This is a genomic window from Streptomyces graminilatus, assembly GCF_001418565.1.
In the GTDB taxonomy this organism is placed as follows: domain Bacteria; phylum Actinomycetota; class Actinomycetes; order Streptomycetales; family Streptomycetaceae; genus Streptomyces; species Streptomyces graminilatus.
The window spans coordinates 1-24521 of the sequence record NZ_LIQQ01000024.1 but is presented as its reverse complement, the minus strand read 5'-3'; the positions used below and the strand labels follow the sequence as shown (position 1 = coordinate 24521).

Genomic DNA, 24521 nt, shown 5'->3' with positions numbered 1-24521 from the left:
CGCAACCCGTCCCGGCCTATGCCGGACACGCGCCCCCGCTCACCGCCCGTGTCGTCAGCGGCTCGCCGGGCTGGTGGTCCGGGTGGCCAGGACCGCCTGGCGGAACTGTTGGGCCACGGCGGCGATCTCGGCGTCGGAGGAGGCCGGGTGTACCCCGAAGCCGGCTCCCAGGTAGCCGTCGGACACGCCCGTGGCCAGTGCTACGGAGCGACCGAGGATGTCGTCGGTGCGTGGCAGCGCGCCCCGCTCGTAGGTGCGCGGCCATCGTGCGGGGCCGGGGGCGCGGGACGGTACGGGGCGACCCTCGCCGCGGCCGAACGCGGCGACCGCGGGCAGGGTGCCGTAGTAGTGGGTCGGGGAGTCGAGCAAGGTCTTGGCGCCGATGCGCGCCGCGACGTCCTCGGCGTGCTCGGCGTGGTCGAAGACGTAGACGGCGACGGTGCCGCACTCCCCCGCCGGGTCGTGCAGCCGTCTGCGGCTCACGTCGGGAAGGTCACCCACGCGCTCGACGAGCTGTCGCTTCACCGCCCTGACCCGCGCCAGGATCCGGTCGAGTTTGCCCAACTGGGCCAGGGCCACCGCGGCGTGCAGCTCACCGAGGCCGAGGTTCATGCCGACCAGCAGGTCACCCTCGCCCTCGTCCTCGCGGTACGGGAACCAGCCCTGGTCGTGGAAGGAGTAGGCCCGCTGGAAGACCAGCGGGTCGTCGGTGACGAGGAATCCCCCCTGGAGCGAGGTGATGACCTTGAAGTGGTTGAGGGAGAACGTCCCGGCCCGGCCGATGGTGCCCAGCGGGCGGCCCTGATGACTGGCCCCGGCTGCCTGCGCGCAGTCCTCCAGGAGGTGCACCCCGTGTGCGTCGGCGATCTCGCGCAGGGCAGTCATGTCGGCGCCCGCACCGAGCATGTGCACCGGCATGATCGCCTTGGTGCGAGGGGTGATCTTCGACCGTACGTCGTCCGGGTCGAGGGTGAGGGACTCGTCGATCTCGGCGAGCACGACGTCCGCGCCGCAGTGCAGGACCGACGCGATCGACGCGACGAACATGTAGCCGGGCACGATCACCTCGTCGCCCGGTCCGATGCCGAGCCCGACGAGGGCGGCGATCAGCGCCGAGGTGCCGCTGTTGACGCCGAGGCAGTGGGCGGCGCCGAACCGGTCGGCCGCCGCCCGTTCGAAGCGGCGGACCATGTCCGCCTCACCGGGGTCGTCGAAGGCCTCGCGGTCTGCGCTCCAACGGTCGAGCACGGCGAGTACGTTGGCCCGCTCCTCGTCACCGACGAAGCGGTATCCCGGTCCCGGCACTGTTCCTCCCTGGATGTCGCACGGACTGATGGTGATAGCCGTGAAGGTGGTGATAGTGGTGGTGCTGGTCGTGGAGTTGTCGGCGGGCCGCCGTGTCACTCCGCGCCCGCGAGGATCGCGGCGAGCCTGCGGGAGAGCGCGAGGGTCGTCAGCGACGGGTTGGCGGCGCCCAGTCGCGGGAAGACCACGGGCCCGGCGGCGTACAGGCCGGGCAGGTCGGTGAATTCCTGACGAGATGTCAGGACCTGTCCCAGCGGCAGGCTGCCGCCCTCGTGGTCCTCGGTGCCCAGCAGACTGGTCCAGGTCTCCGGCACCCCCACCGCCTGGGACCGGGTGCGGCTGGGCAGCACCTGGGTGTTGTCCCGGGACGGGTCGCCGTACGCGGTGAACTCCATGGGGGTAAAAGGCAGTTCGAGTTCTTCGGCGAGCCGCCGCCAGAAGCCTCGCAGCATCTCCCGTTGGGCGGCAACGAGTTCATGGTCCTGCGGCAACAGCGCGGCCCGGATCCGCGTCCGCCAGGGCAACTCGGTCGCGGGCACGCACTCAACGGCGCTGTCGACGTTGGGGAGTTGCTCTCCGGTGACCCGTACGTCCAGCAGGAGTTCGCCGGGCTCCGTCTCCCGTACGTCCAGCCGGAGGTAGGAGCGGGAGACCGGGTCGGCCGGCACGTAGTAGGAGCCCGGCCCGGGAACGCGCCCGGCGGCGGTGGCCCTGGCCGGCAGGCGGACCACGAAGCCCTGCACGATGTGGTCGGCGAGCCCGCCGAGCCTCGGTTCCGGGAGGGCGCCGTGTCCGCTGAGGGCCTGGACGGCCAGGCGGGTGCTCTCCACGGTGCCGGCGCTCAGCACCACGGCGTCGGCGGTCACCAGGGCCCGCGCGCCGCCGGAGTCCCGTACGAGCACCCCGCGCGCGGCACCGTCGCGTACGTGCACGCCCAGGACCTCCGTATCGCACCGGACACGTACGCCGACGGGCGGCCGGGGAACTTCGTCGGCGCGGGGCCAACGGGCGAGGGGGGTGTACGCCTCCCAGCGGCCGTCGGACAGGTAGCGGCAGGCGCGCGGCAGCGGCCGGAAGTCGTGTCCGCCGAAGGCGCCGGCCCGCTCCGGGGAACCGGGGGCCGGCGAACTCCACTTCCGCAGGTCGTCGCCGACGCTCTCGTAGAGCGAAGGGCCGCCCCGCCAGCTCTTGGTGAGGTCGGCGACCACGTCGGAGGGCCACCAGGGGGCGCTCAACGCCCAGTCCTCCAGCGGCAGAACCACCCCGTGCCAGTACAGGGACCGGCCGCCGAGTCTGCGGCGCAGTCCGGAAATACCCGTGTAGTGCGCCGAGTCGGACTCCCAGGGGCGATGGAACCAGGGGTCGTTCTCGGGGGCGAACACCGCTTCCGTGGCACGGTCCTGAGGGAGGCTCCGGTGAATGTGTACGAGGTCGTCGCCCGGGCCGGACTCCAGCAGGAGGACGTCCCGCGCACCGTTCTCGGCGAGCGCGGTCGCGAGCTCCAGGCCCGCGAGGCCGCCTCCCACGACCACGGTCGCGGCATGTGCCGGGAGTTCACCGGCCGCCGACGCGCCGGACGCCCGGCGACGGCCGTTCTTCGAAAGGGGATTGACGGGATTGACGGGCATCCATGGCTCCTCGCGGGAGGTTTCCCACCGTTGTTCTTTCGGCCGCCGGTCATGAGGGCACGGCACGGGCATGTCCCTCACCGTTCGACCGCCGAAGCGTACCCAGCCGTTCGAGTGCGCGACTTCCTCACTCGAACGCGCGGCGCCGAATCGGGAAACCGGACGTTGTGGCGTACGTCTGCGGGGGTGCGTAAATTCCAGGGACTTCCGTCGCACCTCCGAAGAGCGAGGACAACCATGGGAAATTCTCTGGCAATCTCCGGCGGGCCTCGGCTGACCGACCGCGAGTGGCCGCGCTGGCCGCAACCCGGAGACCGGGCGCTGAAAAGCCTCGAAGACGTTCTGACGAGCGGTCGGTGGACCATCAGTTGCGCCTATCAGGGACGGCAGTCCTATGAGCGCCAATTCGCCGAGTCATTCGCGGAGTACTGCAATTCCACCCTGTGCGTGCCGGTGGCGACGGGAACGGCCGCGCTGGCCATCGCCCTTGAGGCCTGCGGGGTCGGCGCCGGGGACGAGGTGCTGGTTCCGGGGCTGAGCTGGGTGGCCTCCGCCTCGGCGGTCCTGGGGATCAACGCCGTGCCGGTCCTGGTCGACGTCGATCCGTCGACGTACTGCCTGGATCCGGCGGCGGTGGAGGCGGCCATCACCGACCGGACCAGGGCCATCACCGTCGTCCACGCCTATTCGGCCGTGGCGGACCTGGACACGCTGCTGAGCATCGCGGAGCGCTACGGTCTGCCGCTGATCGAGGACTGCGCCCATGCGCACGGCGCGCGGTACGGCAACTGGCCGGTGGGCGCCTTCGGCGCGGCCGGGGCCTTCAGTATGCAGGGCAGCAAGCTGCTGACCTGCGGCGAGGGCGGCGCCGTGATCACGGACGACCCCGAGATCGCGATCCGGGCGGAGCATCTGCGCGCGGACGGCCGGGTGCTGCGGCGCGACGGGGTGGACGTGGGTGAGATGGAACTGCTGGAGACGGGCCGGCTGATGGGCAGCAACTCCTGTCTGTCCGAGTTCCACGCGGCGGTCCTGGTGGACCAGCTCGATCTCCTCGACGAGCAGAACGCGCGCCGCAGCCGCTCGGCCGACCATCTGACCGCGCGGCTGGCCGCATTGGGCCTGACCCCGCAGGCCACCTCCCCCGAGACGACGGAACGGTCCTACTACCGCTACGCGGTACGGCTTCCGGACGAGGTGCTCGCCGTCGCTCCCGTGGACCGTGTCGCCCGTGCGCTGACCGCCGAACTGGGCTTCGCAGTCATGCAGACCCACCGGCCGCTGAACGACAATCCGCTCAACCGTCCCAGTACCCGGCGCAGGTTCGCCATCGACCGGGAGTACGCGGCGCGGGTGAACCCGGCCCGCTTCGATCTTCCGGTCGCCAAGCGCGTCCACGAGAGCGTGGTCAGCTTCGGCCATGAGGTGCTGCTGGCCCCGCTCGACGCGATCGACGACATAGCGGTGGCGTTCGAGAAGGTTCTCGCCCATGTCGGAGAGCTGACCGGCTGACAGCCGTCACAGTCGGCCCACCGTCACAGCGCGCCGGCCGTCACAACGCGCCGGCCGTCACAGCGCACTGGCCGTCACGGCGCACCGGCCTTCACAACACGCCGGTCGGCTCGGCTCGGCCATGGACGAGCGCCCCGAGCCGATCGGCGAGCACGTCCGGCGTGGAGACGTGCAGCACACGCATCCCGAGAGACGCACCCGCCCGCAGCACCGGGAGACGGTCGTCCACGAGCAGCGTCTCGCCGGCGCTCGCCCGGCACAGGCTCAGGGCCGCCGCGAAGAACGCCGGGGCGGGCTTCACCCGGTGGACCCGCCAGGACGAGCAGAGCACGTCGAACATGTCCAGGTGCCCGTACTCCTCGTCCTTGAGCCGGTCCCAGTGCTCGGCCTCGTTGTTCGTCAGCACCATCGTCAGATCCGGGCGTTCTTCCCGGAGTTCGCGCAGCACCCGGGCATTGTCGTCGTAGGCGCGCACGCAGTCCATATAGGTCCGGTCGAGCCATCGCGGGTCGAGAATTCCCCGCCCCGTCCAGGAACGTCCGCCGAGAATCCGGCGAAAGACCTGGTGCACATGCTGCCGGCCGCTTTCATAGACCCGGGCCGCCTCCATGGCCCGCCAGGTCAGCTCCGCCCTGTCCACACCGTGGTGTTCGGCGACACGGGCGAGGAATTCCGTTTCCTCGTTGATGTTGTTGAAAAGCACGCCACCGGCGTCCACGAAGAGCGTCCGGATCATTCCGCCACCTTTCTCGGCCCGACTCCGGGGTAACCATACTCCGGGGGCCGCGTTCGGGTGGTTTCTCAATTCACGCTTCCAGGAAAGGAATTCGCCGGCCGCCGACAGCGGGTGCCATACAGGTCTCATACGGATTTCAGGGCGAGCACCGTGTTGTGGCCCCCGAAGCCGAGGGAATGGCTGAGGGCGAGGCCGAGCCGTTGTCGCTCGCGAGGGGCGCCCGCGACGACGTCGATACCGGCGGTGGTGTCGTCGGGTTCGTCGAAGTTGGCGGTCGGTGGGATGGTTCCCCGGGCGATCGTCAGCACGGTGAGGGCCGCCTCGATGGCGCCCGCCGCGCCCATGGTGTGGCCGAGGACTCCCTTGGCCGAGGTGACCGGCGGGTGCCGGGCGGCGAACAGGTCGCGGACTACGGCGGCTTCGGCCCTGTCGTTGAGCGGGGTGCTCGTGCCGTGGGCGTTGATGTGGTCCACGTCGTCGGTGTGCGCCCCGGCATCGGCGAGGGCGGCCCCGATCGCGGCGCGCAGCCCGGTCCCCTCGGGGTGCGGTGCCGTGGGGTGGTGGGCGTCGCTGGTGCTGCCGTGACCGGCGAGGATGGCCAGGGGCCTGGCGCCCCGTGCCTCGGCGTGCCCTCGGCGTTCGAGGACCAGCAGGGCGCTGCCCTCGCCGAGGACGAACCCGTCCCGCCCCTTGTCGAACGGCCGTGAGGCGCGGCCGGGATCGTGCTCGCGCCGGGAGAGCGCCCCCATCTTGGCGAAGGCGGCGGCGCACAGCGGAGTGGCCATCGCGTCGGTCCCGCCCGCGACGGCGATGTCACAGGCCCCGGCGCGCAGGAGCAGCAGGGCCGTGATGAGGGCCGTGGCCCCGGAGGCGCAGGCCGTGGAGGTCTGCAAGGAGGGGCCCCTGACGCCGAGTTCGAGTGCGAGGTGGCCCGCCGCCATGTTCGGCAGGAAGGCGGGCAGGGTCATCGGGGACACGGTGGTGTGCCCCGCGGTGAGCAGTTTGCGGTGCTGGGTCTCCAGGGTGGCGATGCCGCCCGCCGCCGTGCCGACGACCACGGCGACCCGTGCGGGGTCCCAGTCCTTCCCCGCGAGCCCCGCCGAGGCGAGGGCCTCCTCGGCCGCCAGGAAGAGGAAGCGGGTGCTCCGGTCGTGGCGCCAGGGCGAGCCCGGGTGTTTCCCGGTCACAGGAGGTACTCGACAGGAGAGGGTCACGGGCAGTCCCCGCAGGTCGGGGTCGGTGCGCGCCATGGAGCGTCCGGCGCACACCGCTTTCCAGGTCGCGTCGGTGCCGATCCCGCCCGGTGTGACCAGACCGATGCCGGTCACGGCGATCCGCTCCCCGCGCATCACACCGCTCCGCGGTCGGTGTCCCCGAGGAGTTCGGCCACCGCGCTGGTCACGTCCGCGAGGGTGAGGTCGCCGGAGGCCGTGGAGTCGTCGAGGGGCACCTGCCACTCCTCGGCCAGGGTCACGTACAGCTCCACCACGGCCAGTGAGTCCAGCTCCAGTTCGTCGAGGGTGGCGGATTCGGTGATCCGGTCGGTGGGGACCTCGAACTTGTCGCTGAGCAGGGTCACGAGGCGGGCGTGGACGTCGGCGTGGACGCCGGTGCGGTCGTGGTCCATGGGTGGCTCCTTGTCAGGTCGGCGGTGCGCAGGGGTGCGGTGTCGGGGCCGGCGGGCGGCGCCTGCGAACAGGGCGCGGAGTCGGGCCAGTTGAGGGCGACGGACGCCCAGGTGAGGCCGCCGCCGAAGGCCGTGAGCAGCGTCCGCTCGCCGGGCCGCACGGCCGCGTGGACGGTACTGTCGGCCATGACGAGGGGGATCGACGCGGCAGCGGTGTTGCCGGTGTGGTGGATGGTGCCGAACCGGCGTTCCGGGGCGACCCCCAGGCGTTCGGCGACGGCGTCGAGGATGCGCTGGTTGGCCTGGTGGCCGATGAACGCCCCGAGGGTGTCCGGCGGCCAACCGGTCCGCTCCAGCACGGTCCGGGAGGACTGCGTCATACGGCGTACGGCATGGGCGTAGACCTCGCGTCCCCGCATCCGGAAGTGGTGCGACCCGGGGTCGGGCGGCGGCAGCCCGTGCGGATGCCGGGAGCCGCCGCCGGGCACGGTGATGAGGTCGCTGCCGCTGCCGTCGGCCCCGAGGTCGGCGGTGAGGACCGCTCCGGGTGCGTCGCGGCCACCGGGCCGGAGCAGGACGGCGGCGGCGCCGTCCCCGAAGATCGGCGCTGTCTCCCGGTCCCGTGGGTCGACGATCGTCGTGTAGGTGTCGGCGCCGATCACCAGCGGGGCCGAGCAGGTTCCGGCGCGGACCAGGGCGGTCGCGGTGACGAGTGCGTACAGGAATCCCGAGCAGACCGCCGCGAGGTCGAACGCGGGGATCGTGCCGAGGCCCAGCCGGTGGGCCACGGCGGGTGCGGTCGCGGGGCAGGGGTGGTCGGGGGTGCTGGTGGCCAGGATGAGCAGGTCGGGCCGGTGGTCCCCGGCGGAGTCGAGGGCCGCCCGGCCGGCGCCTACGGCGAGGTCACCGGTGCTCGTGCCCTGCTCGGCGTGGCGGCGGCGCGCGATGCCCGTCCTGGTCCGGATCCAGGTGTCGTCGGTGCGCAGGGCACCGCGCGCGATGACCGTGTCGTTGTCGACGACGAGCTCCGGCAGACAGGCGCCGATTCCCGCGATGACGGCGGTGAGTTCGGCCGGGTCAACAGGGCCGGCAGGGTCGGCGGGGTCAACAGGGCCGGCGGGGTGCACGGCGTTCGCCGTGGCATGCGCGGAGGACAGCGCGGGCATCACCCCCGGCTCCTCAGGCCACGGCGAACGGGGAGGCGGGCTTCGGATAGCCCGCGAGCCCCCCGTCCGGTACGGCGAGTCCGCCGTCGACGACCAGGGCGTGCCCGGTGACGAACGACGAGGCGGGTGCGGCGAGGAAGAGCGTGGCGCCGACCACCTCGTCCGGGGTGGCCCAGCGGCCGAGCGGGACATGGCTGGTGAGCCAGTCGGACAGGGGTTCGGTGTCGGCTGCGAACGCGGTCATGTCGGTACGGGTCCAGCCGGGGCACAGGGCGTTGACCCGGATGCCCTGGCGTGCCCAGCCGACGGCGAGCGAGCGGGCCAGGGAGAGCTGGGCGGCCTTGGTGGCCGCGTACGCCTCCATCATGGGCGTGCCGACGAGTCCGGCGACGGACGACATCAGGATCAGACTGGCCCGCCCGGAGCCGGCCAGGTGCGGGTGGGCGGCGCGGCACAGGGCCGCCGTGGCGTTCAGGTTGACGGTGACGACGGTCTCCCAGTCCTCCTGCCGGGCGTGCTGGAGGGGCACCAGGAGCGGTGCCCCGTCCTCGGTGGTGGGCAGGGTGCCCGCGTTGTGGACGACCACGTCGAGGCCGCCCAGCGCGGCGGCGGCCCGGTCGACGAGGTCGGCGGCGGCACCGGGTTCCGCCAGGTCCGCGTCGAGGGCGACGGCCTTGCGCCCGCGCTCCTGGACCGCCCGCACGGTGTCGTCGAGTGCGGCCTGGGTACGGGCCGTCACCGCCAGGTCGCAGCCGGCGTCGGCCAGCCCCAGGGCGACGGCTTTGCCGATGCCCCGCGAGGCACCGGTCACCAGGGCACGGGCGCCGTCCAGGCGGAAGAGGTCAACAGCGTTCATCGGGGGGCTCCTTCTGTCTCGTGGAGTTCGGGCGAAGAGGGCGGAGATGGCCGGGTCGGCGGGGTGCGGGCCTGGGCTCCGCTCCAGGTGAGCAGCCCGCTGCCCCAGGTCATGCCGGCGCCGAACACGGCGAGCAGGACCCGGTCGCCGACGCGCAGTCCACCGCGTGCGGCGGCGGCCAGGGCGTACGGCGTGCTGGCGGCGCCGATGTTGCCCACTTCGTCGCCGACGACGACCAACCGGCCCTCGGGGATGCCCAGTTCGGCTCCGATACGGCGGAGCAGCACGGGGTTGGGCTGGTGGGCGACGACGCGGTCGATGTCCTGGAGGGTGAGGCCGGCGCGGTCGAGGGTGCCGGAGATCAGCCGTGGGAAGACAGCGGAGGCGAAACGGCTGATGGTCCGCCCGTCCATGCGGATGCGGTGGTCGCCCCGCGCGACGGTGCCCGCGTCGGCGGGCAGGCGGCTGCCGCCCGCCGGGATGAGGACCCGGTCGGCGAGGGTGCCGTCGGAGCCGAACGCGAAGTGGGCGAAGCCCTGTTCGGCGGCGACCGGGGAGAGGATCGAGGCGGCGGCGCCGTCGGCGAACAGCACCGCCGTGCCCCGGTCGGCGGGATCGACGAACTTCGAGTACGCCTCGACGCCCACGACGGCCGCGTACCGGATCTCCGGGGAGGCGAGCAGCCAGTCGTGCGCCACCTTCGCCGCGAAGAGCCAGCCGGAGCAGGCCGCGCCGACATCGAGGGCGACGGCCCGGGAGGCGCCCAGCAGGGCCTGGATCCGGCAGGCGGTCGACGGGCCGAGTTCGTCGGGCGTGGAGGTCGCGCAGATCAGCAGCCCGATGTCGCGTACGTCGATCCCGGCGGCGTCGGCGGCGGCACGCACCGCGTGGGCGGCCAGGTCGGAGGCGGCCTCGTCGGCGGCGGCGACATGGCGTTTCCGTACGCCGGTGCGCTCGCTGATCCACTCGGGGCTCACCCCGGCGTCCCGGGCCACATCTGCGTTGGAACGCACCTGGGCCGGCAGGTACGTGCCCATGCCGACGACACCGATGTGCCGGCGGCCGGCCGCCTCCGTCACCGTCATGCCGTACCGCCGAGTGTCCACGTCAGCCCGGCGTCCGTCGCCGCGTTGACGTCCGGGGCGGCGAGCGGGGCGGTCGCGATGTCGTCGGGGAAAGCGAACGCCTCGGTCAGCAGCGGGAGTTGGGGCAGGATCGCGTCGCACAGCCGGTCGGCGGCGTCGGTGAGTGCGTCGATGCCGGACGGCCGCAGCGTGCCACGGGCGAGCAGTGATCCCGCCCAGCGGCGGGCCGTGGTGACGCCGTGGAGTGCGGCGAGGGGTGCGAGGGCCCGGGTGAGTCCGGGGTCCGTCGTCCGCGCGAGGGCGTCCGCCACGTCGTCCGCCATGAGCCGGGTCGCGTGCAGCTCGCCGAGCAGACCGGCGTCCTCCAGGAGGGGGTTCCAGAGGTCGAAGGGATCGACGGGGTCGACAGTCCCTGGCACCCCCTCCTGGGCTCGGAGGTCGAGCCGCTGTCGCAGGTGCGCGGTCAGCAGGTGCTCGTGGCGCCGGGCGAGCGCCGGCCACCACAGGGGCGAGGTGATGGACTCGGCGTCGGGCGCGTCGGGCGCGTCGGGTTCCGGGGCCGGTACGTACTGCTCGATCAGCGTACGGCCGACGTCGTACAGGATGAGCTGGCTGTCGCCGCCCGCGGTGTCGAAGGCGTGGTGGAAGCCGTGGTATCCGGCAAGTCCGTTGACATCCAGATGGCCGGAGAAGCCGCACCGGCGCCGGCAGTCGTCGACGACCCGGGCCGCCGTACGCACCGCGAGGGCCTTGTAGGCGGCCAGCGGGGCACTGACGGCGGCCCAGGGCGAGAACCCCATGGCGGCGTCGGCCTGTTGAGCACCCGAGGCCGTGTCCGAGGCCGTGTCCGGTGCTGTGTCTGGAGCTGTGTCTGGAGCTGTGTCCGGGGCCGCGAGGGAGTCGGCCCACATGCCGCTCGCCCGGTGGGCGGCGCAGGTCAGGGCGAAGGCGTCGGCGAGGGCGCCCAGCACGGCGCGCTGCTGGCTGCGGTAGCCGAGCAGCGGTGCGCCGGGGGCGAGCCGTCCCTGAGTACGCCGCTGACGTGCGTAGTTGACGGCCTGTACGGCGGACTGCCGACAGGTCGCGGCGGCCACCGCGGGCATCGTCGCCCACAGCCCCTGGCCCACCCGCAGGGTTCGCTGGAGCCGCAGGCCGGGCGAGCCGGCCCGGTCGTGGAAGGTGCCGTCGCCGTCGATGCGGGCGCCGTCGGCCAGCCAGTGGGCGAACGGCAGCCGGACGGAGTGGAAGCGGATGTGGACGTAGTCCAGCGGCAGGACGCTCACTTCGAGCGGCGAGGACATCTCGATGCCGGGCAGGGGCCCGTGCTCGTCGGTGATGTCGGCCACGAACGCGAAGACACCCCGGTCGACGCCACCGACGTACAGCCGCGCGAGGACAACTCCCGTCTGCGGGACGGTACGTGATCCGGCGCCGCAGAACTTGGCCGCTCCGGGGTCCGGGGTGTGCAGGACGAACTCGCCGCGCTCCGGGTCGAATTCGGCGCGGGTGGCCGTGGCGAGGTGGCTGTTCGCCTGACCCACCTCGGTGATCAGGTACACACCCTTGGCGCGTCCGGCCTCCAGGGCCGCCATGCGTGACTCCAACGCGGCCGGTTGGTCGGACAGTTGGGCCATGGACCCGAGGCAGAGCAGGTAGTGGACCAGCGCCGTCATGCACAGGGCGGGATCCGCCACCGCCGTCCAGGCGTGCAGCGCGGCCAGTCCGGCCGGATCCTCGAACAGACGGCGGGCGGGCGGCAGTTCCTCGCCGAACGCCCTCAGCTGACGCAGCAGACGCTCACCGCGGACACCGTCCGTCCCCGGGTCGGCGGCCAGCGCCTTGTGGAGGGCGGAGAGGAAGGAGGGGTCGCAGGGGCCGTCGACGAACTGACGTAACGCCTCGTGCGCGGCCGGATGAGGAGGTACGGAGGACATCAGGGACTCCAGGGCGATCGGCTGCGAGGGACATCCACAGGTCGAAGGACAGCTGCGAGGTCATCGGGAAGGCCGTTGGGAGAGTGCGCCGGGTTCGGCGAGTGGGGCGCGTACGAGCGTGGGGTGCCGGGACAGGACCGCGCGGGCGCTGGACGCCAGGGCGCTGCCGGTGCCGGCCTCGAAGACGGCGTCCGGTTCACACAGGGCCACCTGGCGCAGCACCTCGGGCACCCTGGCGGGCCGGACCAGGCAGTCGGCCAGCCGCCGGGGGAGGTCGTCGGCGGCGGTGTAGGCGCGGCCGGCCACGGCCGAGTGGACGGGAAAGCGTGCCTCGGCACGGTGATAGGCCCGCACCGCCTCGGCGAACTCCTCCGACTCGGCCTGGAGCGCGGGGTGGTGGGAGGTGAACGGCAGGCGAAGGCGCACAGCGGCCACCCCCGCCTCCGCCGCCGCCTTCTCGACACGGGCGAGTCCGACGACGGACCCGGCGACCACCACGGACCGGTCGTCGTTGACCACGGCCACCACCACGCCCATCGGATCCACCGGATCCACCGGATCCGGGGCGCCCGCGGCGTCGATCAGCTCCCGCGCGGTCCGTTCCGGACAGGACAGGAGGGTCAGTCCGCCGGAACAGGCGGAAAGGACGCGAGCGAGGTCGTGTGCGGCACGCGCGCCGTCGTCCAGGGTGAGGACACCGGCGGCGGTGAGCGCCGCGATCTCCCCGAAACTCACCCCGACGACGGCCAACGGCAACCCGTGGGCCCCGCACAGTGCTTGATGCACCGTCATGGAGGCTCCGAACAAGGCGAGTTGTGCGGTTCCGACGGCCTCACCGGCCAGCTCGCGGGCGGTCGGCGGTGTCGGGCCGAGCAACCAGGGCCCCAGCGGCCGAAGTCCACGCTCCCGCGCGACCCCGTCGATCGCCTCGAAGACCTGCTCGGCGGCCGTGCGTATCGACGGGTCGGCGTGTACGGCGCGCACCAGGGCGCCGACGGAGAAGTCGCCCTGCCCGGGAAACAGGTGCACTGTTCTCCACCGGCCGACCGGACGCCCGGGCATCCCCGACGCCCTCGTGTCCCTCTCCATCCTTCGCTCTCCACCCTTCACACCAGGTCTGTGTGTCACCGCATGCGGGGCGCACGGCTGCGACGGACGCGCCGTTCCTGCGCACTGCGCACCGCCCGCGACCGCGCCGCACACTGACCCTGCTCGCACACAAGCGCCTCCATCGCGAACGCGGGCGACCAGGACGTTGAACCTGCGCGGACGTTGAACGTCCGCATACAGCGGGGGCCGTCACAAAGGCGCGTCACAAAGGCACGTCACGAGGGCACTTCATGAAGGCGAAGGCGAGGGAGGGGTCGTGCGATCTGCCCGTACACCGAACCCGGACTTACGAGGCCTCCTGGGCGAGGCGGGATGGAGTGGCGCCCGGCTGGCCCGGGAGGTGAACTCGCTCGGCACCGAGCAGGGCACGGCGCTGCGCTACGACCGCACCTCGGTGGCCCACTGGCTGGCCGGCAGCCGGCCCCGGCCGCCCGTCCCCGCGCTCGTCGCCGAGGCCCTCTCACGCCATCTGGGCAGGCCCGTCCGGCCGCAGGACACTGGGCTGACCGTACGCGGACAGGCCCCGGACGACCTGCCAGGCGCCCCGCCCGGCGAAGGGAGCGGAGTGGACAGTCTCGATCACCTGCTGCGTCTCACCGACCGACGGACCGCCTCCCTGCTGGGCGCCTATTCGCTCGGGGCGCTGACCGTCCCGCACTGGCCGTCCACCTCGGGACGGGGGTCCGTCCCCCGGACCGGCGCGGGATCGGGGGCCATCGGCATGGCGCACGTCGAGTCGGCGCATGAGCTGCTCGACGTACTCGCGCAGGGCGACGCCGTCTTCGGCGCCGGCCGGATACGGCAGCCACTGCGCCGGTATCTGGCCACCGCGGTGCTGCCCTGGCTCAAGGCGGACCTCAAACCCGTGGTGCGCGGGGAGCTGTTCGGTGTGGCCGCCCGGCTCACCTACCTGTGCGCGTTCGCCCACTTCGACACCAACCACCAGGCCGCCGCCCAGCACTTCTATCTCACCAGCGCCGAACTGGCCCGCGAGGCCGGGGACCGCGTCGGCTACGCCCTGGCCCTGCGGGGGCTGAGCGTCCAGGCCAACGCGCTCGACCACCGGGCCGCCGCCCACCGTCTCGCCGAACAGGCCGTACTGGTCGGCATCCGGCACACTCCCCCACACCAACAGGCCTTTCTTCTCGGTCAGTTGGCGGTCACCGGGGCGGCCCTGGGCGACCGCGGCCATGTCCGCCATCTCGTGCGGGCCGAGAAGTGCCTGGAAAGCGCGTCGGGCGCTGCCGGTTCACCGGTCGGCTCCTTCCATCCGGGCTCGCTCGCGCTCCAGCACGCGGCGGCGGCCCGCAGCCAGGGGCGCCACCGGACCGCCGTGGAGGCGCTCGGCCGCGCCCTGCGCCACCGCCCCGCCGACGAGCGGCGCTCCCAGGCCATCTGCCTCGCCGAACTGGCCGAGACCCAACTGACGATCGGCCACCTCGACCAGGCGTGCCACACCTGGCACGCCTTCCTCGACCTCTACCCCCATGTCTCCAGCGCCCGCGCCGACGACCGCCTCCGTGGCCTGACCGCACGGCTCCGCCCCCACGCCGTCAACCCGTCGGCCGCGCATCTGCTCGCCCGGGCCCGCGAGGCACGGCGAAAGCCGAGGCCGGCGGGATCCCCCGGTAGCGATCACTGACCCATTGGGGTGGTGCGCCCCGGCAGGAACGGCACCGGGGCCGGCCGGCGGACTTGGATGGCGCTGTCACGTGTCTCCACGACCGCCCGCGACCGCCCCCGACATCCCCTCCAGGAACGATGAACCGAAGCGTGCTCTCCGAAGTGTTCGGCGCTACCGCGCCACTCCTCGCACCGGGAACACTGGAGGTGGCCACATCATGGACACACCCGGTGCGCGGCCCGATCGGCTGCCCCGCCCACCACCTGCTGACGGCACACGCACGACGAGCCGGATACGAGGCCCACTCCCAGGCCCTGCGCGAGCCGGTCGCCGCCCACTCCGACGGCGCGACGCCGACGACCGTCTTCGCCGTCTCCTACGAGAACCCGGACGGCGGCCACAGCGGACTGGCCGTCGCCGCCCCCGGTTCGGACACCGCCACGGCCGCCTTCGCCCGCGACCAGATCGCGTCCTGGTCCACCGCGCTCCGCACCCGCCGCCTGCTGTACGTACACCTCGACGCATCGCGGAAGCACGCGAACAGCACGGACCCGACAGGTCGGACGGACACGTCGACGACATGGGTACCGAGGCAGCATCCGGGCCACTCCCCCACCCCGTGGCAGGCCTGCGGATGTCCCGCCGCGACCGCGTGCGACGCCGCGGAGAACGCCACCCGTTCGCTGCGCCGCTTCCTGGACCGGGGCGACGACGTACTCGTCGTGGGCGTACCGGACGCCCCCGGCCCCCGAGCGTGGCGGGCCGGAGACCTCCATGCCCGGGGACGCCCTGTCATGACACCCGACCAGGCGGAATCCCTCACGGTCCCGGATCCGGACCGCCTCGCCTACGTGGTCGCCCCGGGCACCGTCGTGACCGAGGCGGCACGCGTGCTGGGCGTGCTGCGCCGCCGTTTCCCGCGTCTGAAGGGCCAGCATCCGCGCGAGTGGTGCTACACGATGGACGACCTGTACACCGCCGTCGGCTCGGTGCTGGCCCAGTCCGACGTGCTTCTCGTGACCGGCCGGGGCGACAGCCCCGTCGTCAGAACGGCACTGCCCCAGGCGGCCCGCATGCGGGTGTACGTGCGTCACGTGCCGGCCCTCGACCATCTGCGCCCCCAGGACACCGACGCGGCCACCATCGCCGTACTGGACGCCTCCGCCGACGAACGGGTCCACCGGCAGGTGACACAGGCCCTCGACGGCCTCGGACCGTCGAGCCACGTCCGCAGGCAGGTGCGCACGACTGCGCAGGGGGCCGTCACACAGGGGCCCGCCGCGCGGGATCCCGCCGCGTCGTTGGCGGGCCCGACCGTCTGAGCGGCGGAGGCCACCTCGTCGGGCCGGCCGCGAAAGACAGCCCAACTCCCGGGAACCCGGGCGGACTTCGTACCGACTACTGGAGCGAAGTCCGCCCCTGTCTACCCCTGGGAGCCCGCATGCTGACGACACGGCCCGTGGCCGCGGTTGTGGCCGGAGCACTCTGCCTGGTCACCGCGGCCTGCGGAACCTCGCCCGCCCCGGTGGCCGAAGCCGCCGCCAGGGCGAACAGCCCCGGCTACCCGGTGCGTGTCGAGAACTGCGGGCGGACCACCACGTACACCGAGGCGCCCAGCCGGGTGGTCGTCATGAACGGTGCCTCCGTCGCCGAGGTCTCCTCGCTGCTGGCGCTCGGCCTCGGGGACCGTGTCGTCGCCAACGGGCAGTCGTACGGGATGTCGGAGGTCCCCGGCCGCGCCAAGGCCATCGAGGCGCTGCCCACCGGGGACATCCAGGTCAACGACGCCTACGACATCCCGCGCGAGGCGATGCTGGGCCTGAGCCCCGATCTCGTCCTGTCCACCACCTCGTACGGCTTCGACGCGAAGAACGGATTCGCGACCCGGGACGACCTCGGGGCGGTCGGCGCCAACAGCTACATCTCCCCTCAGGGCTGCGACCAGGACCCCTCCCGCACGACCCTCGCCGACAGCTACCGGCTGCTGCGCGACCTGGGAAGGATCTTCCAGGTCGGCGACCGCGCCGAGAAGCTCGTCGCGGCCTCCAAGAAGAAGATCAGCGAGGTGTCGGCCAGGGTCGAGGGCGAGAAGGCGCCCAACGTCATGGTGGTGTTCTCCAACATGTCGATGGGCGCCAACGACTTCAGCTCCATCGCGGCCAACGGCATCTGGAACGACATCCTGGCCAGGGCCGGCGGCGGCAACGCCTTCGCCTCCGCCACCACTGCCGCCTTCGCCGACCTCAGCAAGGAGCGGGTGGCCGCCGAGCCCGTCGACGCCCTCGTTGTCATCGGCTACAACGACCCAGATCCCGCGGAGTACGCCCGCGAACTGCTCAAGGAGTTCCCCCAGTGGCCGGCCGCGAAGAACAGGCGTTACACCGTGCTGTCCGACTCGATCTACCTCGGTCCCAGCAACGACCTGGCCGTGGACAGGATCGCCAGGATGCTGCACCCGGACGTGTTCTGAACCACCCGAGCCACCCGCGCCACCCGAAACGGCCGAAACGCCCGGAGCGGCCGGCACGTTCGGCACGGGTGAATCCGTCGCTGGTGCTGGTGGCGCTGTTCGTCGTGCTCGCCGTCGTCATGACGGTGGCGATCAGCGTCGGCTCCGTCAACGTGCCCCTGGGGGACGTGTGGCGGATCGTGTTCCGTCATCTGGGGGGCGGCGGGGCGGCCGGTGATCCCGCGCTGGACCAGATCGTCTGGAGCTTCCGGACCCCGCGCGTCGTCCTGGCCGCGCTGGCCGGCGCCGGCCTGGCGGTCTCCGGGGTGGTCCTCCAGTCCGTCGTGGCGAATCCGCTCGCCGACCCGTACGTACTGGGTGTCTCCTCCGGCGCGTCCCTCGGCGCCGTCCTCGTCATCACCCTCACCAGCGGCGCCCTCGGCGGGCTCGGAGTGTCCTCGGCCGCGTTCGCCGGTGCCGTCGGCGCGGTGGTCCTCGTCTTCCTCCTCGGCCGGCGCGGCGGGCGACTCGCGCCGACCCGGCTCGTCCTCTCGGGCGTCGCCGTGGGCTACCTCTTCCTCGCGGCGACCAGCTTTCTCCAACTGCGGGCCACGCCCACCGAACTGCGTACCGTGATGTTCTGGATGCTCGGCAGCGTCGCCGGAGCGCAGTGGGGGCAGTTGACCACCGTCAGCGTCGTCGTCCTCACCACGACAGTGGCCCTGTCGCTGTTCGGCCGCCCGCTGAACGCGCTGCTCGCCGGTGACGAGTCCGCCACCGCTCTCGGTGTCGATGTGCACCGGCTGCGGGCCCTGCTGCTGGTGCTGACCTCGCTGCTCACCGGCACGGTCATCGCCGTCGCGGGCGGTATCGGCTTCGTCGGCCTGATGATCCCCCACCTGGTCCGCCTCACCACCGGCGCCGACCACCGCCGGCTGCTTCCCCGGTCCGTCCTGGTCGGCGCCATCTATCTGGTCGTCGTAGACCTGCTCTCGCGGACCGTGGACCGGCCCAACGAACTGCCCCTCGGCATCCTCACCGCCCTGTTCGGCGCGCCGTTCTTCCTGTGGCTGCTCCGCCGCGACAAGAGCCTGGACAGCGTATGAAACTCACCGTGGAACAGCTCCACATCACCCTCGACCGGCGCCCGATCCTCCGGGACGTGGCCCTGGAGGCCCGGCCGGGGGACATCGTGGGCCTCGTCGGACCCAACGGCAGCGGCAAGTCCACGCTGCTGCGGACCGTCTACCGCTCGCTGCGCCCGGAGCGGGGGGTGGTGCGCCTGGACGGCGACGACGTATGGGCCCTGTCGCCCCGGGCCGCCGCCCGCCGGACCGCCGCCGTCCTCCAGGAGTCGGGCGGCGGTCCGGGCGGCCTGCGCGTCGCCGAAATCGTCGCTCTCGGCCGCACCCCGCACCACGGCCTCCTCGGCCGCGACGGCGCCGACGACCACGAGGCCGTCGAGGAGGCCCTCGACCGGTGCGGTGCCCGCCCGCTGGCCGACCGCGACTTCGGCTCCCTGTCCGGCGGCGAACGCCAGCGCGTGCTGCTGGCCCGCGCCCTCGCCCAGCGGCCCCGGCTCCTCGTCCTCGCCCAGCGGCCCCGGCTCCTCGTCCTCGACGAGCTGACCAACCACCTCGACATCCGTGCCCGCTTCGAACTGCTCGAACTGATCCGCTCCACCGGCATCACCACCCTCGCGGTCCTCCACGACCTCGATCTGGCGGCCCGCCTGTGCGATCACCTCGTCGCGCTCCACCACGGCGAGGTGATCACGGCGGGCCCCGTCCTGGACGTCCTGACGCCCGGCCTGCTCCGCGATGTCTTCGGCGTGACCGCCACGGCCGACCGCCATCCCGACGGTGTCGTACGCGTCACGTACGGGGCCGAGCCCCTCGCCCTGGACCTGCTGACGGGCCCGACGAGCCGGTCGTATCCCCTGCGGCACCCGGTCACACGGTTGTAGCGTGACCGGGTGCCGCAGAACGACGCAAAAGACCCGAAGAACCCTGTGCGCCCGACGCGCCCGAAGAACCCGGCGAGCCCCACGAACGCGATGAGCCCGACGAACGCTACGAACCCGATCGGCTCGGCGACCGCGACGAATTCCGGGGACCCGTCCGCCGCCCACCGCTACCGCGACCTGGGTGAGGCCGCCTGGTCGTGGGTGCTGGACCAGGTCCGCGAGGACGACGGCCCATGGCTGCCGGAGACGGTGTCCGAGAACGGGGCCAAGGGCTCTTCGGACACGGTCCCCGCGAAGGACCGCGACTGCCTCTACGCGGGGATCGCCGGTCTGGCCCCCGTGCTGGCCGAGATCGCCCGCCAACGCGAACTCACCGCCCGGGAGCGGTCGTTGGCGGCCGGGATCGTGACGAGACTGTCGGCGGCGGCGAAGGACCGGACGGAACCCTCGCTGTACGACGGCCTGGCCGGTGACGCGACGGCACTGAGGCTGCTCGCACCGGGCACGGAGTCGGTGGCGCTGCGGCGGCTGGCCGAGCTGGCGGCCCCGGGCGGCTGGCGGACCACCCTCTGCTTCGAAGCCGGATCGGACGCGCCCCTCAACGACATCATCATGGGCACCGCGGGTGTGGTGCTCACCGCCGTCTGGGCGGGCGGCGAGTACGCCGAGGCGATCGCGACGACGGGCTGCGAGGCGCTGCTGCGGGTGGCGGACCGTACGGACGCGGGCCTGGACTGGGGCATCGGGGCGACCACGGAGTCCCGGGCACCGAACTACTCCCACGGCACCGCCGGAGTGGCCTCGGCGCTGGCGGTGGCGGGCGCGGCCCTGGGCCGGGAGGACTTCGTCGAGGCGGCGGTCCTCGGGGCCCGACACGTCCTGTCCGTCGGCCGGTTGGACGATGACGGCTTCGTCGTCCCGCATACGATCCCGCCGTCGAGGCGCGAGGTCGAGCCGGTGACGTACACCTGGTGCCACGGTCCGACGGGCACCTCGCACCTCTTCTCGGCGCTGGCCCACGCGGGCGTGGCGAAGGTGTCGGGGTTCTGCGTCGGCGAGCTGCGGCGGCGCTGTCTGGCCTCGGTCCTCACCTCGGGCGTCCCACGGCGGCTGCGCCCCGGCTTCTGGGACAACGACGGCCGCTGCTGCGGCACGGCGGGCGTGGGCGACGTACTCCTGGACGCGGCGCAGGACTGCGCGGACTTCGCGGACGCGGAGAGCGGGCAGATGTACGTGAGGGCGGCCCGCGTGATGGGCGACGCGCTGGTGGAGCGGGCGATCAGGGACGGGGCGGGCGCCCGCTGGCGCTTCCTCGAACACCGTCAGGAGCATCCGCTGCTGCCCCCGAACACCTCGTGGATGCAGGGCGCGGCGGGCATCGCGGGGTATCTCTTCCGGCTCGCCCGGTTCGCCGGGACCGGGCCGGAGGCCGCGGTGGTGGACCGGCCGGACCAGTGGTGGGCGGTGCCGGAGCGGCTGCGCGTCGCGGGCGGTACGGCCGTCTCCTGAGCGGCGGGCCGAGCGGGCTCAGTGGGTTCCGTGGGCCTGGTTGGTTCCATAGGTCCGGTTGGTTTCGTGGGCCTGGTGGGCTCCGTGGGCCCAGTCGCTCCGGACATGGCCCAGATGTCGGGTCATCACGGTCCGTACGCGGTCCGCGTCCCGGGCGAGGAGCGCGTCGAGGATCTCGAAGTGCTCCTCGGCGGTCGACTTCAGCAGGCCCCGCTCGGCCAGCGCGGTCAGCCCGTACAGCCGGGACCGGTTGCGCAGGTCGCCGACGACCTCGACCAGATGCTCGTTGCCGGCCAGGGCGAGCAGACCGAGGTGGAAGCGGCGGTCGGCCTCGACATGGGCGATGAGATCACCGCTCTCCGCCGCGGCCACGCTTTCCTCCGCGTGCGCGCGCAGCGCCTCCAGCGCGGCCGGGTCGGCACTCGCGGCGAGGCCCACGGTGGTCGGGATCTCGATCAGCGACCGGATGTGGGTGTACTCGTCGAGCTGCCGCTCGGAGACCGTGGTGACGCGGAAACCCTTGTTGGGTACGGGATCGACCATGCCCTCCTTCACCAGGTCGAGCATGGCCTCGCGCACCGGGGTCGCCGAGACGCCGAAGCGGGCGGCGAGCGAGGGCGCCGAGTAGACCTCGCCGGGCCGCAGCTCACCGGCGACGAGCGCGGCCCGCAGCGCGTCGGCGACGCTCGCCCGGTAACTGGGCCGCGGCCCGCCGCCGATGCTGGGCAGGGCGGGGCCGGTGCGCTGAGCGGCCATGGTGGTTCTCCTGGAGCTGGTTAGCTGGTGGTGTCAGAGTACGAAGCCGGCCGGGAACGGGTCGTCCGGGTCCAGCAGATACTGGGCGGTGCCCGTGATCCAGGCGCGCCCGGTGATCGTGGGCACCACGGCGGGGAGTCCGGCGACCTCCGTGCTCTCGACGAGCCGCCCGGTGAACGACGTACCGATGAACGACTCGTTCAAGAAGTCCTGGTGCAGCGGGAGTTCACCGCGCGCGTGCAGCTGGGCCATCCGGGCGGAGGTGCCCGTGCCGCACGGGGAGCGGTCGAACCAGCCGGGGTGGATGGCCATCGCGTGCCGTGAGCGGGTGGCGTTCGAGCCGGGAGCCGCGAGGTAGACATGATGGACGCCGTTGATGGTGGGGTTCTCCGGGTGTACGGGCGGGCTGTCGGCGTTGATCGCGTCCATCAGGGCGAGCCCGGCGGCGATGATGTCGTCCTTGCGCTCGCGCTCGAAGGGCAGGCCGAACTCGTCGAGGGGCAGGATGGCGTAGAAGTTGCCGCCGAAGGCGAGGTCGTAGGTCACCGTGCGCCCGTCGGCGAGGGTCGCTTTCCGCTCCAACTCCACGGCGAACGAAGGTACGTTGCGGATGGTGACCGCCTTGGCCGCGCCGCCCTCCACGGCCACCTCGGCGATCACGAGTCCGGCCGGGGTGTCGAGGCGGATGGTGGTGACCGGCTCGACGACCGGGACCATACCGGTCTCGACGAGCACGGTCGCCACCCCGATGGTGCCGTGGCCGCACATCGGCAGATAGCCGGAGACCTCGATGTAGACCACGCCGTAGTCGCAGTCGGGCCGGGTCGGCGGCTGGAGGATCGCCCCGCTCATCGCGGGGTGCCCGCGCGGCTCGTTCATCAGGAAGTTCCGTACGTCGTCCCGGTGTTCGCGGAACCACAGCCGGCGTTCGTTCATCGTGTCGCCGGGGATGGTGCCGATCCCGCCGGTGACGACCCGGGTCGGCATGCCCTCGGTGTGCGAGTCGACGGCGTGCAGGACGAGCTTGCTGCGCATGATCACGATCCTCTCAGGTCAACCCGGGACATCGGGGCACGGTTCAGGTCGGTCGTGCTGTCGGCTCAGGCGAGGCCGAGCGCGACGGCCTTCTCGGTGGCCTCGCGAACCGCCTTCTCCTGCTCCGGCAGCAGCGGCATGCGCGGCGGGCGGACCGGACCGCCGTGTCGCCCGACGATGTCCATCGACAGCTTGATCGCCTGCACGAACTCGACCTTGGAGTCCCAGCGGTGGAGTGCGTGCAGTTGGCGGTAGAGCGGCAGGGCGGTGGCCAGGTCACCTGCCACGGCGGCCCGGTACAGCTCGACGGTGGCCCGGGGCAGGGCGTTGGGGTAACCGGCGACCCAGCCCACCGCCCCGGCCGTGGCCAGCTCCAGCAGGACGTCGTCGGCGCCGATCAGTACATCGAGTTCCGGGGCGAGTTCCTGGATCTGGTAGATGCGCCGGGTGTCCCCGGAGAACTCCTTGACACCCTTGATGTGTCCGGCCGCGTGCAGTTGGGCGAGCAGTTCGGGCGTGAGGTCGATCTTGGTGTCGATCGGGTTGTTGTAGGCCACGATGTCGATACCGGCCTCGGCGACGGCCGCGTAGTGCGCGAGCACCGAACGCTCGTCGCCCCGATAGGCGTTGGGCGGCAGCAGCATGACGGCGGAGCAGCCGGCGTCCCTGGCCTGCGCGGCCCACCGGGCGGACTCGGCGGAGCCGTAGGCGGCCACGCCGGGCATGACCCGGTCCCCGCCGATCGCGGCGACCGCGGTCTCGACGACCTTGACCCGCTCCTCGTCGGTGAGCACCTGGTACTCACCGAGCGACCCGTTCGGTACGACACCGTCGCACCCGTTCTCGACAAGCCACCGGCAATGGTCGGCGTAGGCCTCGTAATTGACGCTCAGATCGTCGTCGAGCGGCAACGCTGTGGCGACAAGAACACCGCGCCAGACGGGAGAGGGGACACTCATAGGAACCTCCACTTTTCGACATACAGAGGTGAACGCCCCTTTTAGGGGCGCGGGGCTGTATCAATTTGCGGCTCCGCCGCGTGGGCGCGACAAGTCACAACGAACCCGCAGCCAAAACACGACCATCACCCCCCGGGCTCTTCCGCCAACACACCCAACGGCACAGGCCGAGCAAACGGCCGCTTGCCCAAACCCACGGGACACCCCGCAACCCCGGCGACCCCGGACGCACAAACCCGCCCCTGGCACCACCCCATCCCGGCCCGGGTGAGCAACTTGACGGTACGCAAATCAGTCGCCCCCAACTCCTCGACGGCCTCCTGGACTTCCGCCGCCGTCACCTCCTCGCAACGGCAGACGACCGTGTCGTCACTGACCTGCTCCGCCCAATACGCCGGCAAGGCGTAGGCACTGTCGACAGCGGCGAAGAACGTCCGCAGCCGGGTACGGGCCCGGGCTGCCCTCGCCCAGTCGGCGGGCCGGGGATCAACTCCCGTGAGCCGCGCGGCGATCGAGCACCCGGCGATCTCCCCCTCGGCGAGCGCCAGCACCGCTCCCCCGATGCCGGTGGCCTCACCCGCCGCCCAGACACCGGGGACGTCGGTGCGCTGCTCGGCGTCGGTGACGACGAAGGCGTCCCCGGTGGCGTCGATCGCGCATCCCAGGGTCTCGGCGAGGTCGGTGTGCGCGAGCATGCCGTGCCCGACGGCCAGGGTGTCGCAGGCGATCCGGCGCCGGGTGGCCGACCGTACCCGGCCGTGGGCGTCCAGGGCGGCGACGGTGACGGCCTCGACGCGGTCGGATCCGTGCGCAGCGACCACGGTATGACGGACCGTCACCGGGACGTGGTGGCACAGCAGTCGGGCGGCGTACCGGGCGGCCTCGGCGATCTTCGCGGGGTTGGCCGCGAGCGTCCGCGCGTGCCGTACGAAGTCGGCGGGGTGCGCGGACTCGACGTACGCGGCGACTTCGGCGCCCGCCGCGGCGAGACCGGCCGCGACCGGCATCAGCAGCGGCCCGGTCCCGGCGACGACCACTGTACGGCCCGGGAGGACGAGGCCGCCCTTGAGCATCGCCTGCGCGCCGCCCGCGGTGACCACACCGGGGAGGGTCCAGCCGGGGAAGGGCAGCACCTTCTCGTAGCCGCCGGTCGCGAGGAGCACGGCGTCGGCGGTGACGGTCCGCGAAGAGGTCTGACCGGGCCCGGTCAGCGCATGCACACCAAAGCCACCACCTCCCCCACCCCTGGCACGTATACACATCT

The 24521-nt window shown here is 72.5% G+C and carries 21 protein-coding genes; 7 read left to right on the top strand and 14 right to left on the bottom strand.

Translation table 11 applies throughout. The features are described 5' to 3' along the window. Positions 1–54 precede the first annotated feature (54 nt). Positions 55–1305 (bottom strand): DegT/DnrJ/EryC1/StrS aminotransferase family protein, encoded by a 1251-nt coding sequence (locus tag AOK08_RS02715; protein WP_055523262.1) that lies wholly within the window; start codon positions 1303–1305, stop codon positions 55–57. Between the two features lie 95 nt (positions 1306–1400). Continuing rightward, on the bottom strand, positions 1401–2933 hold the full coding sequence (locus tag AOK08_RS02710) for an FAD-binding protein (protein ID WP_055523250.1): 1533 nt from the start codon (positions 2931–2933) through the stop codon (positions 1401–1403). Positions 2934–3170: 237 nt separating this feature from the next. Between AOK08_RS02710 and AOK08_RS02705 the strand changes: the two genes are divergently transcribed. Further along, positions 3171–4445 (top strand): DegT/DnrJ/EryC1/StrS aminotransferase family protein, encoded by a 1275-nt coding sequence (locus AOK08_RS02705; protein WP_055523248.1) that lies wholly within the window; start codon positions 3171–3173, stop codon positions 4443–4445. 91 nt (positions 4446–4536) lie between these two features. On the opposite strand, the gene AOK08_RS02700 is transcribed toward AOK08_RS02705, so the two are convergent. From AOK08_RS02700 to AOK08_RS02665, 8 genes are all read right to left on the bottom strand, one after another. Next, a complete protein-coding gene (locus tag AOK08_RS02700; RefSeq protein WP_055523247.1) occupies positions 4537–5181 on the bottom strand; it encodes an HAD family hydrolase in 645 nt (214 codons plus the stop codon). A gap of 125 nt (positions 5182–5306) precedes the next feature. Then, the gene (locus AOK08_RS02695) at positions 5307–6530 is read right to left on the bottom strand and encodes a beta-ketoacyl-[acyl-carrier-protein] synthase family protein (protein ID WP_055523245.1); all 1224 of its coding nucleotides are present in this window, start codon (positions 6528–6530) and stop codon (positions 5307–5309) included. Then, the gene (locus AOK08_RS02690) at positions 6530–6808 is read right to left on the bottom strand and encodes an acyl carrier protein (protein WP_055523243.1); all 279 of its coding nucleotides are present in this window, start codon (positions 6806–6808) and stop codon (positions 6530–6532) included. Before AOK08_RS02690 ends, AOK08_RS02695 begins: the two co-directional genes overlap by 1 nt. Continuing rightward, on the bottom strand, positions 6757–7974 hold the full coding sequence (locus tag AOK08_RS02685) for a beta-ketoacyl-ACP synthase III (protein ID WP_079053779.1): 1218 nt from the start codon (positions 7972–7974) through the stop codon (positions 6757–6759). Before AOK08_RS02685 ends, AOK08_RS02690 begins: the two co-directional genes overlap by 52 nt. Positions 7975–7987: 13 nt before the next feature. Beyond that, the gene (locus tag AOK08_RS02680; protein WP_055523240.1) at positions 7988–8830 is read right to left on the bottom strand and encodes an SDR family NAD(P)-dependent oxidoreductase; all 843 of its coding nucleotides are present in this window, start codon (positions 8828–8830) and stop codon (positions 7988–7990) included. Further along, positions 8827–9915, bottom strand: coding sequence for a 3-oxoacyl-ACP synthase III family protein (locus AOK08_RS02675; protein ID WP_055523258.1), 1089 nt, complete (start codon positions 9913–9915; stop codon positions 8827–8829). The genes AOK08_RS02680 and AOK08_RS02675 overlap by 4 nt, the downstream gene beginning before the upstream one ends. Continuing rightward, positions 9912–11849 (bottom strand): acyl-CoA dehydrogenase family protein, encoded by a 1938-nt coding sequence (locus tag AOK08_RS02670; RefSeq protein WP_055523238.1) that lies wholly within the window; start codon positions 11847–11849, stop codon positions 9912–9914. Before AOK08_RS02670 ends, AOK08_RS02675 begins: the two co-directional genes overlap by 4 nt. A gap of 60 nt (positions 11850–11909) precedes the next feature. Continuing rightward, entirely contained in the window at positions 11910–12878 is a 969-nt protein-coding gene (locus AOK08_RS02665; protein ID WP_241826789.1) for an acyltransferase domain-containing protein, read from the bottom strand. A gap of 337 nt (positions 12879–13215) precedes the next feature. On the opposite strand from AOK08_RS02665, the gene AOK08_RS02660 reads away from it, so the two are divergent. The 6 genes from AOK08_RS02660 to AOK08_RS02635 all read left to right on the top strand — a co-directional run bounded on the left by AOK08_RS02660 (position 13216) and on the right by AOK08_RS02635 (position 20507). Then, the gene (locus AOK08_RS02660) at positions 13216–14601 is read left to right on the top strand and encodes a tetratricopeptide repeat protein (protein ID WP_055523234.1); all 1386 of its coding nucleotides are present in this window, start codon (positions 13216–13218) and stop codon (positions 14599–14601) included. Positions 14602–14720: 119 nt separating this feature from the next. Beyond that, positions 14721–15905: a hypothetical protein gene (locus tag AOK08_RS02655; RefSeq protein WP_055523232.1), complete on the top strand. Its 1185-nt coding sequence runs from the start codon at positions 14721–14723 to the stop codon at positions 15903–15905. Positions 15906–16024: 119 nt separating this feature from the next. Next, a complete protein-coding gene (locus tag AOK08_RS02650) occupies positions 16025–17053 on the top strand; it encodes an ABC transporter substrate-binding protein (protein ID WP_055523231.1) in 1029 nt (342 codons plus the stop codon). Positions 17054–17142: 89 nt separating this feature from the next. Beyond that, complete coding sequence (locus AOK08_RS02645) at positions 17143–18138, top strand: FecCD family ABC transporter permease (RefSeq protein ID WP_479683311.1); 996 nt, start codon at positions 17143–17145, stop codon at positions 18136–18138. Beyond that, entirely contained in the window at positions 18135–18998 is an 864-nt protein-coding gene (locus tag AOK08_RS02640; protein WP_055523229.1) for an ABC transporter ATP-binding protein, read from the top strand. Before AOK08_RS02645 ends, AOK08_RS02640 begins: the two co-directional genes overlap by 4 nt. Positions 18999–19007: 9 nt before the next feature. Next, complete coding sequence (locus AOK08_RS02635; protein WP_241826788.1) at positions 19008–20507, top strand: lanthionine synthetase LanC family protein; 1500 nt, start codon at positions 19008–19010, stop codon at positions 20505–20507. 18 nt (positions 20508–20525) lie between these two features. Here the strand turns inward: AOK08_RS02635 and AOK08_RS02630 are convergent, their stop codons facing one another. From AOK08_RS02630 to AOK08_RS02615, 4 genes are all read right to left on the bottom strand, one after another. Then, complete coding sequence (locus AOK08_RS02630; RefSeq protein WP_055523227.1) at positions 20526–21263, bottom strand: GntR family transcriptional regulator; 738 nt, start codon at positions 21261–21263, stop codon at positions 20526–20528. Between the two features lie 33 nt (positions 21264–21296). Beyond that, complete coding sequence (locus AOK08_RS02625; protein ID WP_055523226.1) at positions 21297–22298, bottom strand: proline racemase family protein; 1002 nt, start codon at positions 22296–22298, stop codon at positions 21297–21299. Positions 22299–22363: 65 nt separating this feature from the next. After that, positions 22364–23257 carry a dihydrodipicolinate synthase family protein gene (locus tag AOK08_RS02620; RefSeq protein WP_055523224.1) on the bottom strand — a complete coding sequence of 298 codons (894 nt, stop codon included), beginning with the start codon at positions 23255–23257 and terminating at the stop codon, positions 22364–22366. Between the two features lie 125 nt (positions 23258–23382). Next, on the bottom strand, positions 23383–24521 hold a 1139-nt coding region (locus AOK08_RS02615; RefSeq protein WP_055523223.1), incomplete at its 5' end, for an FAD-dependent oxidoreductase.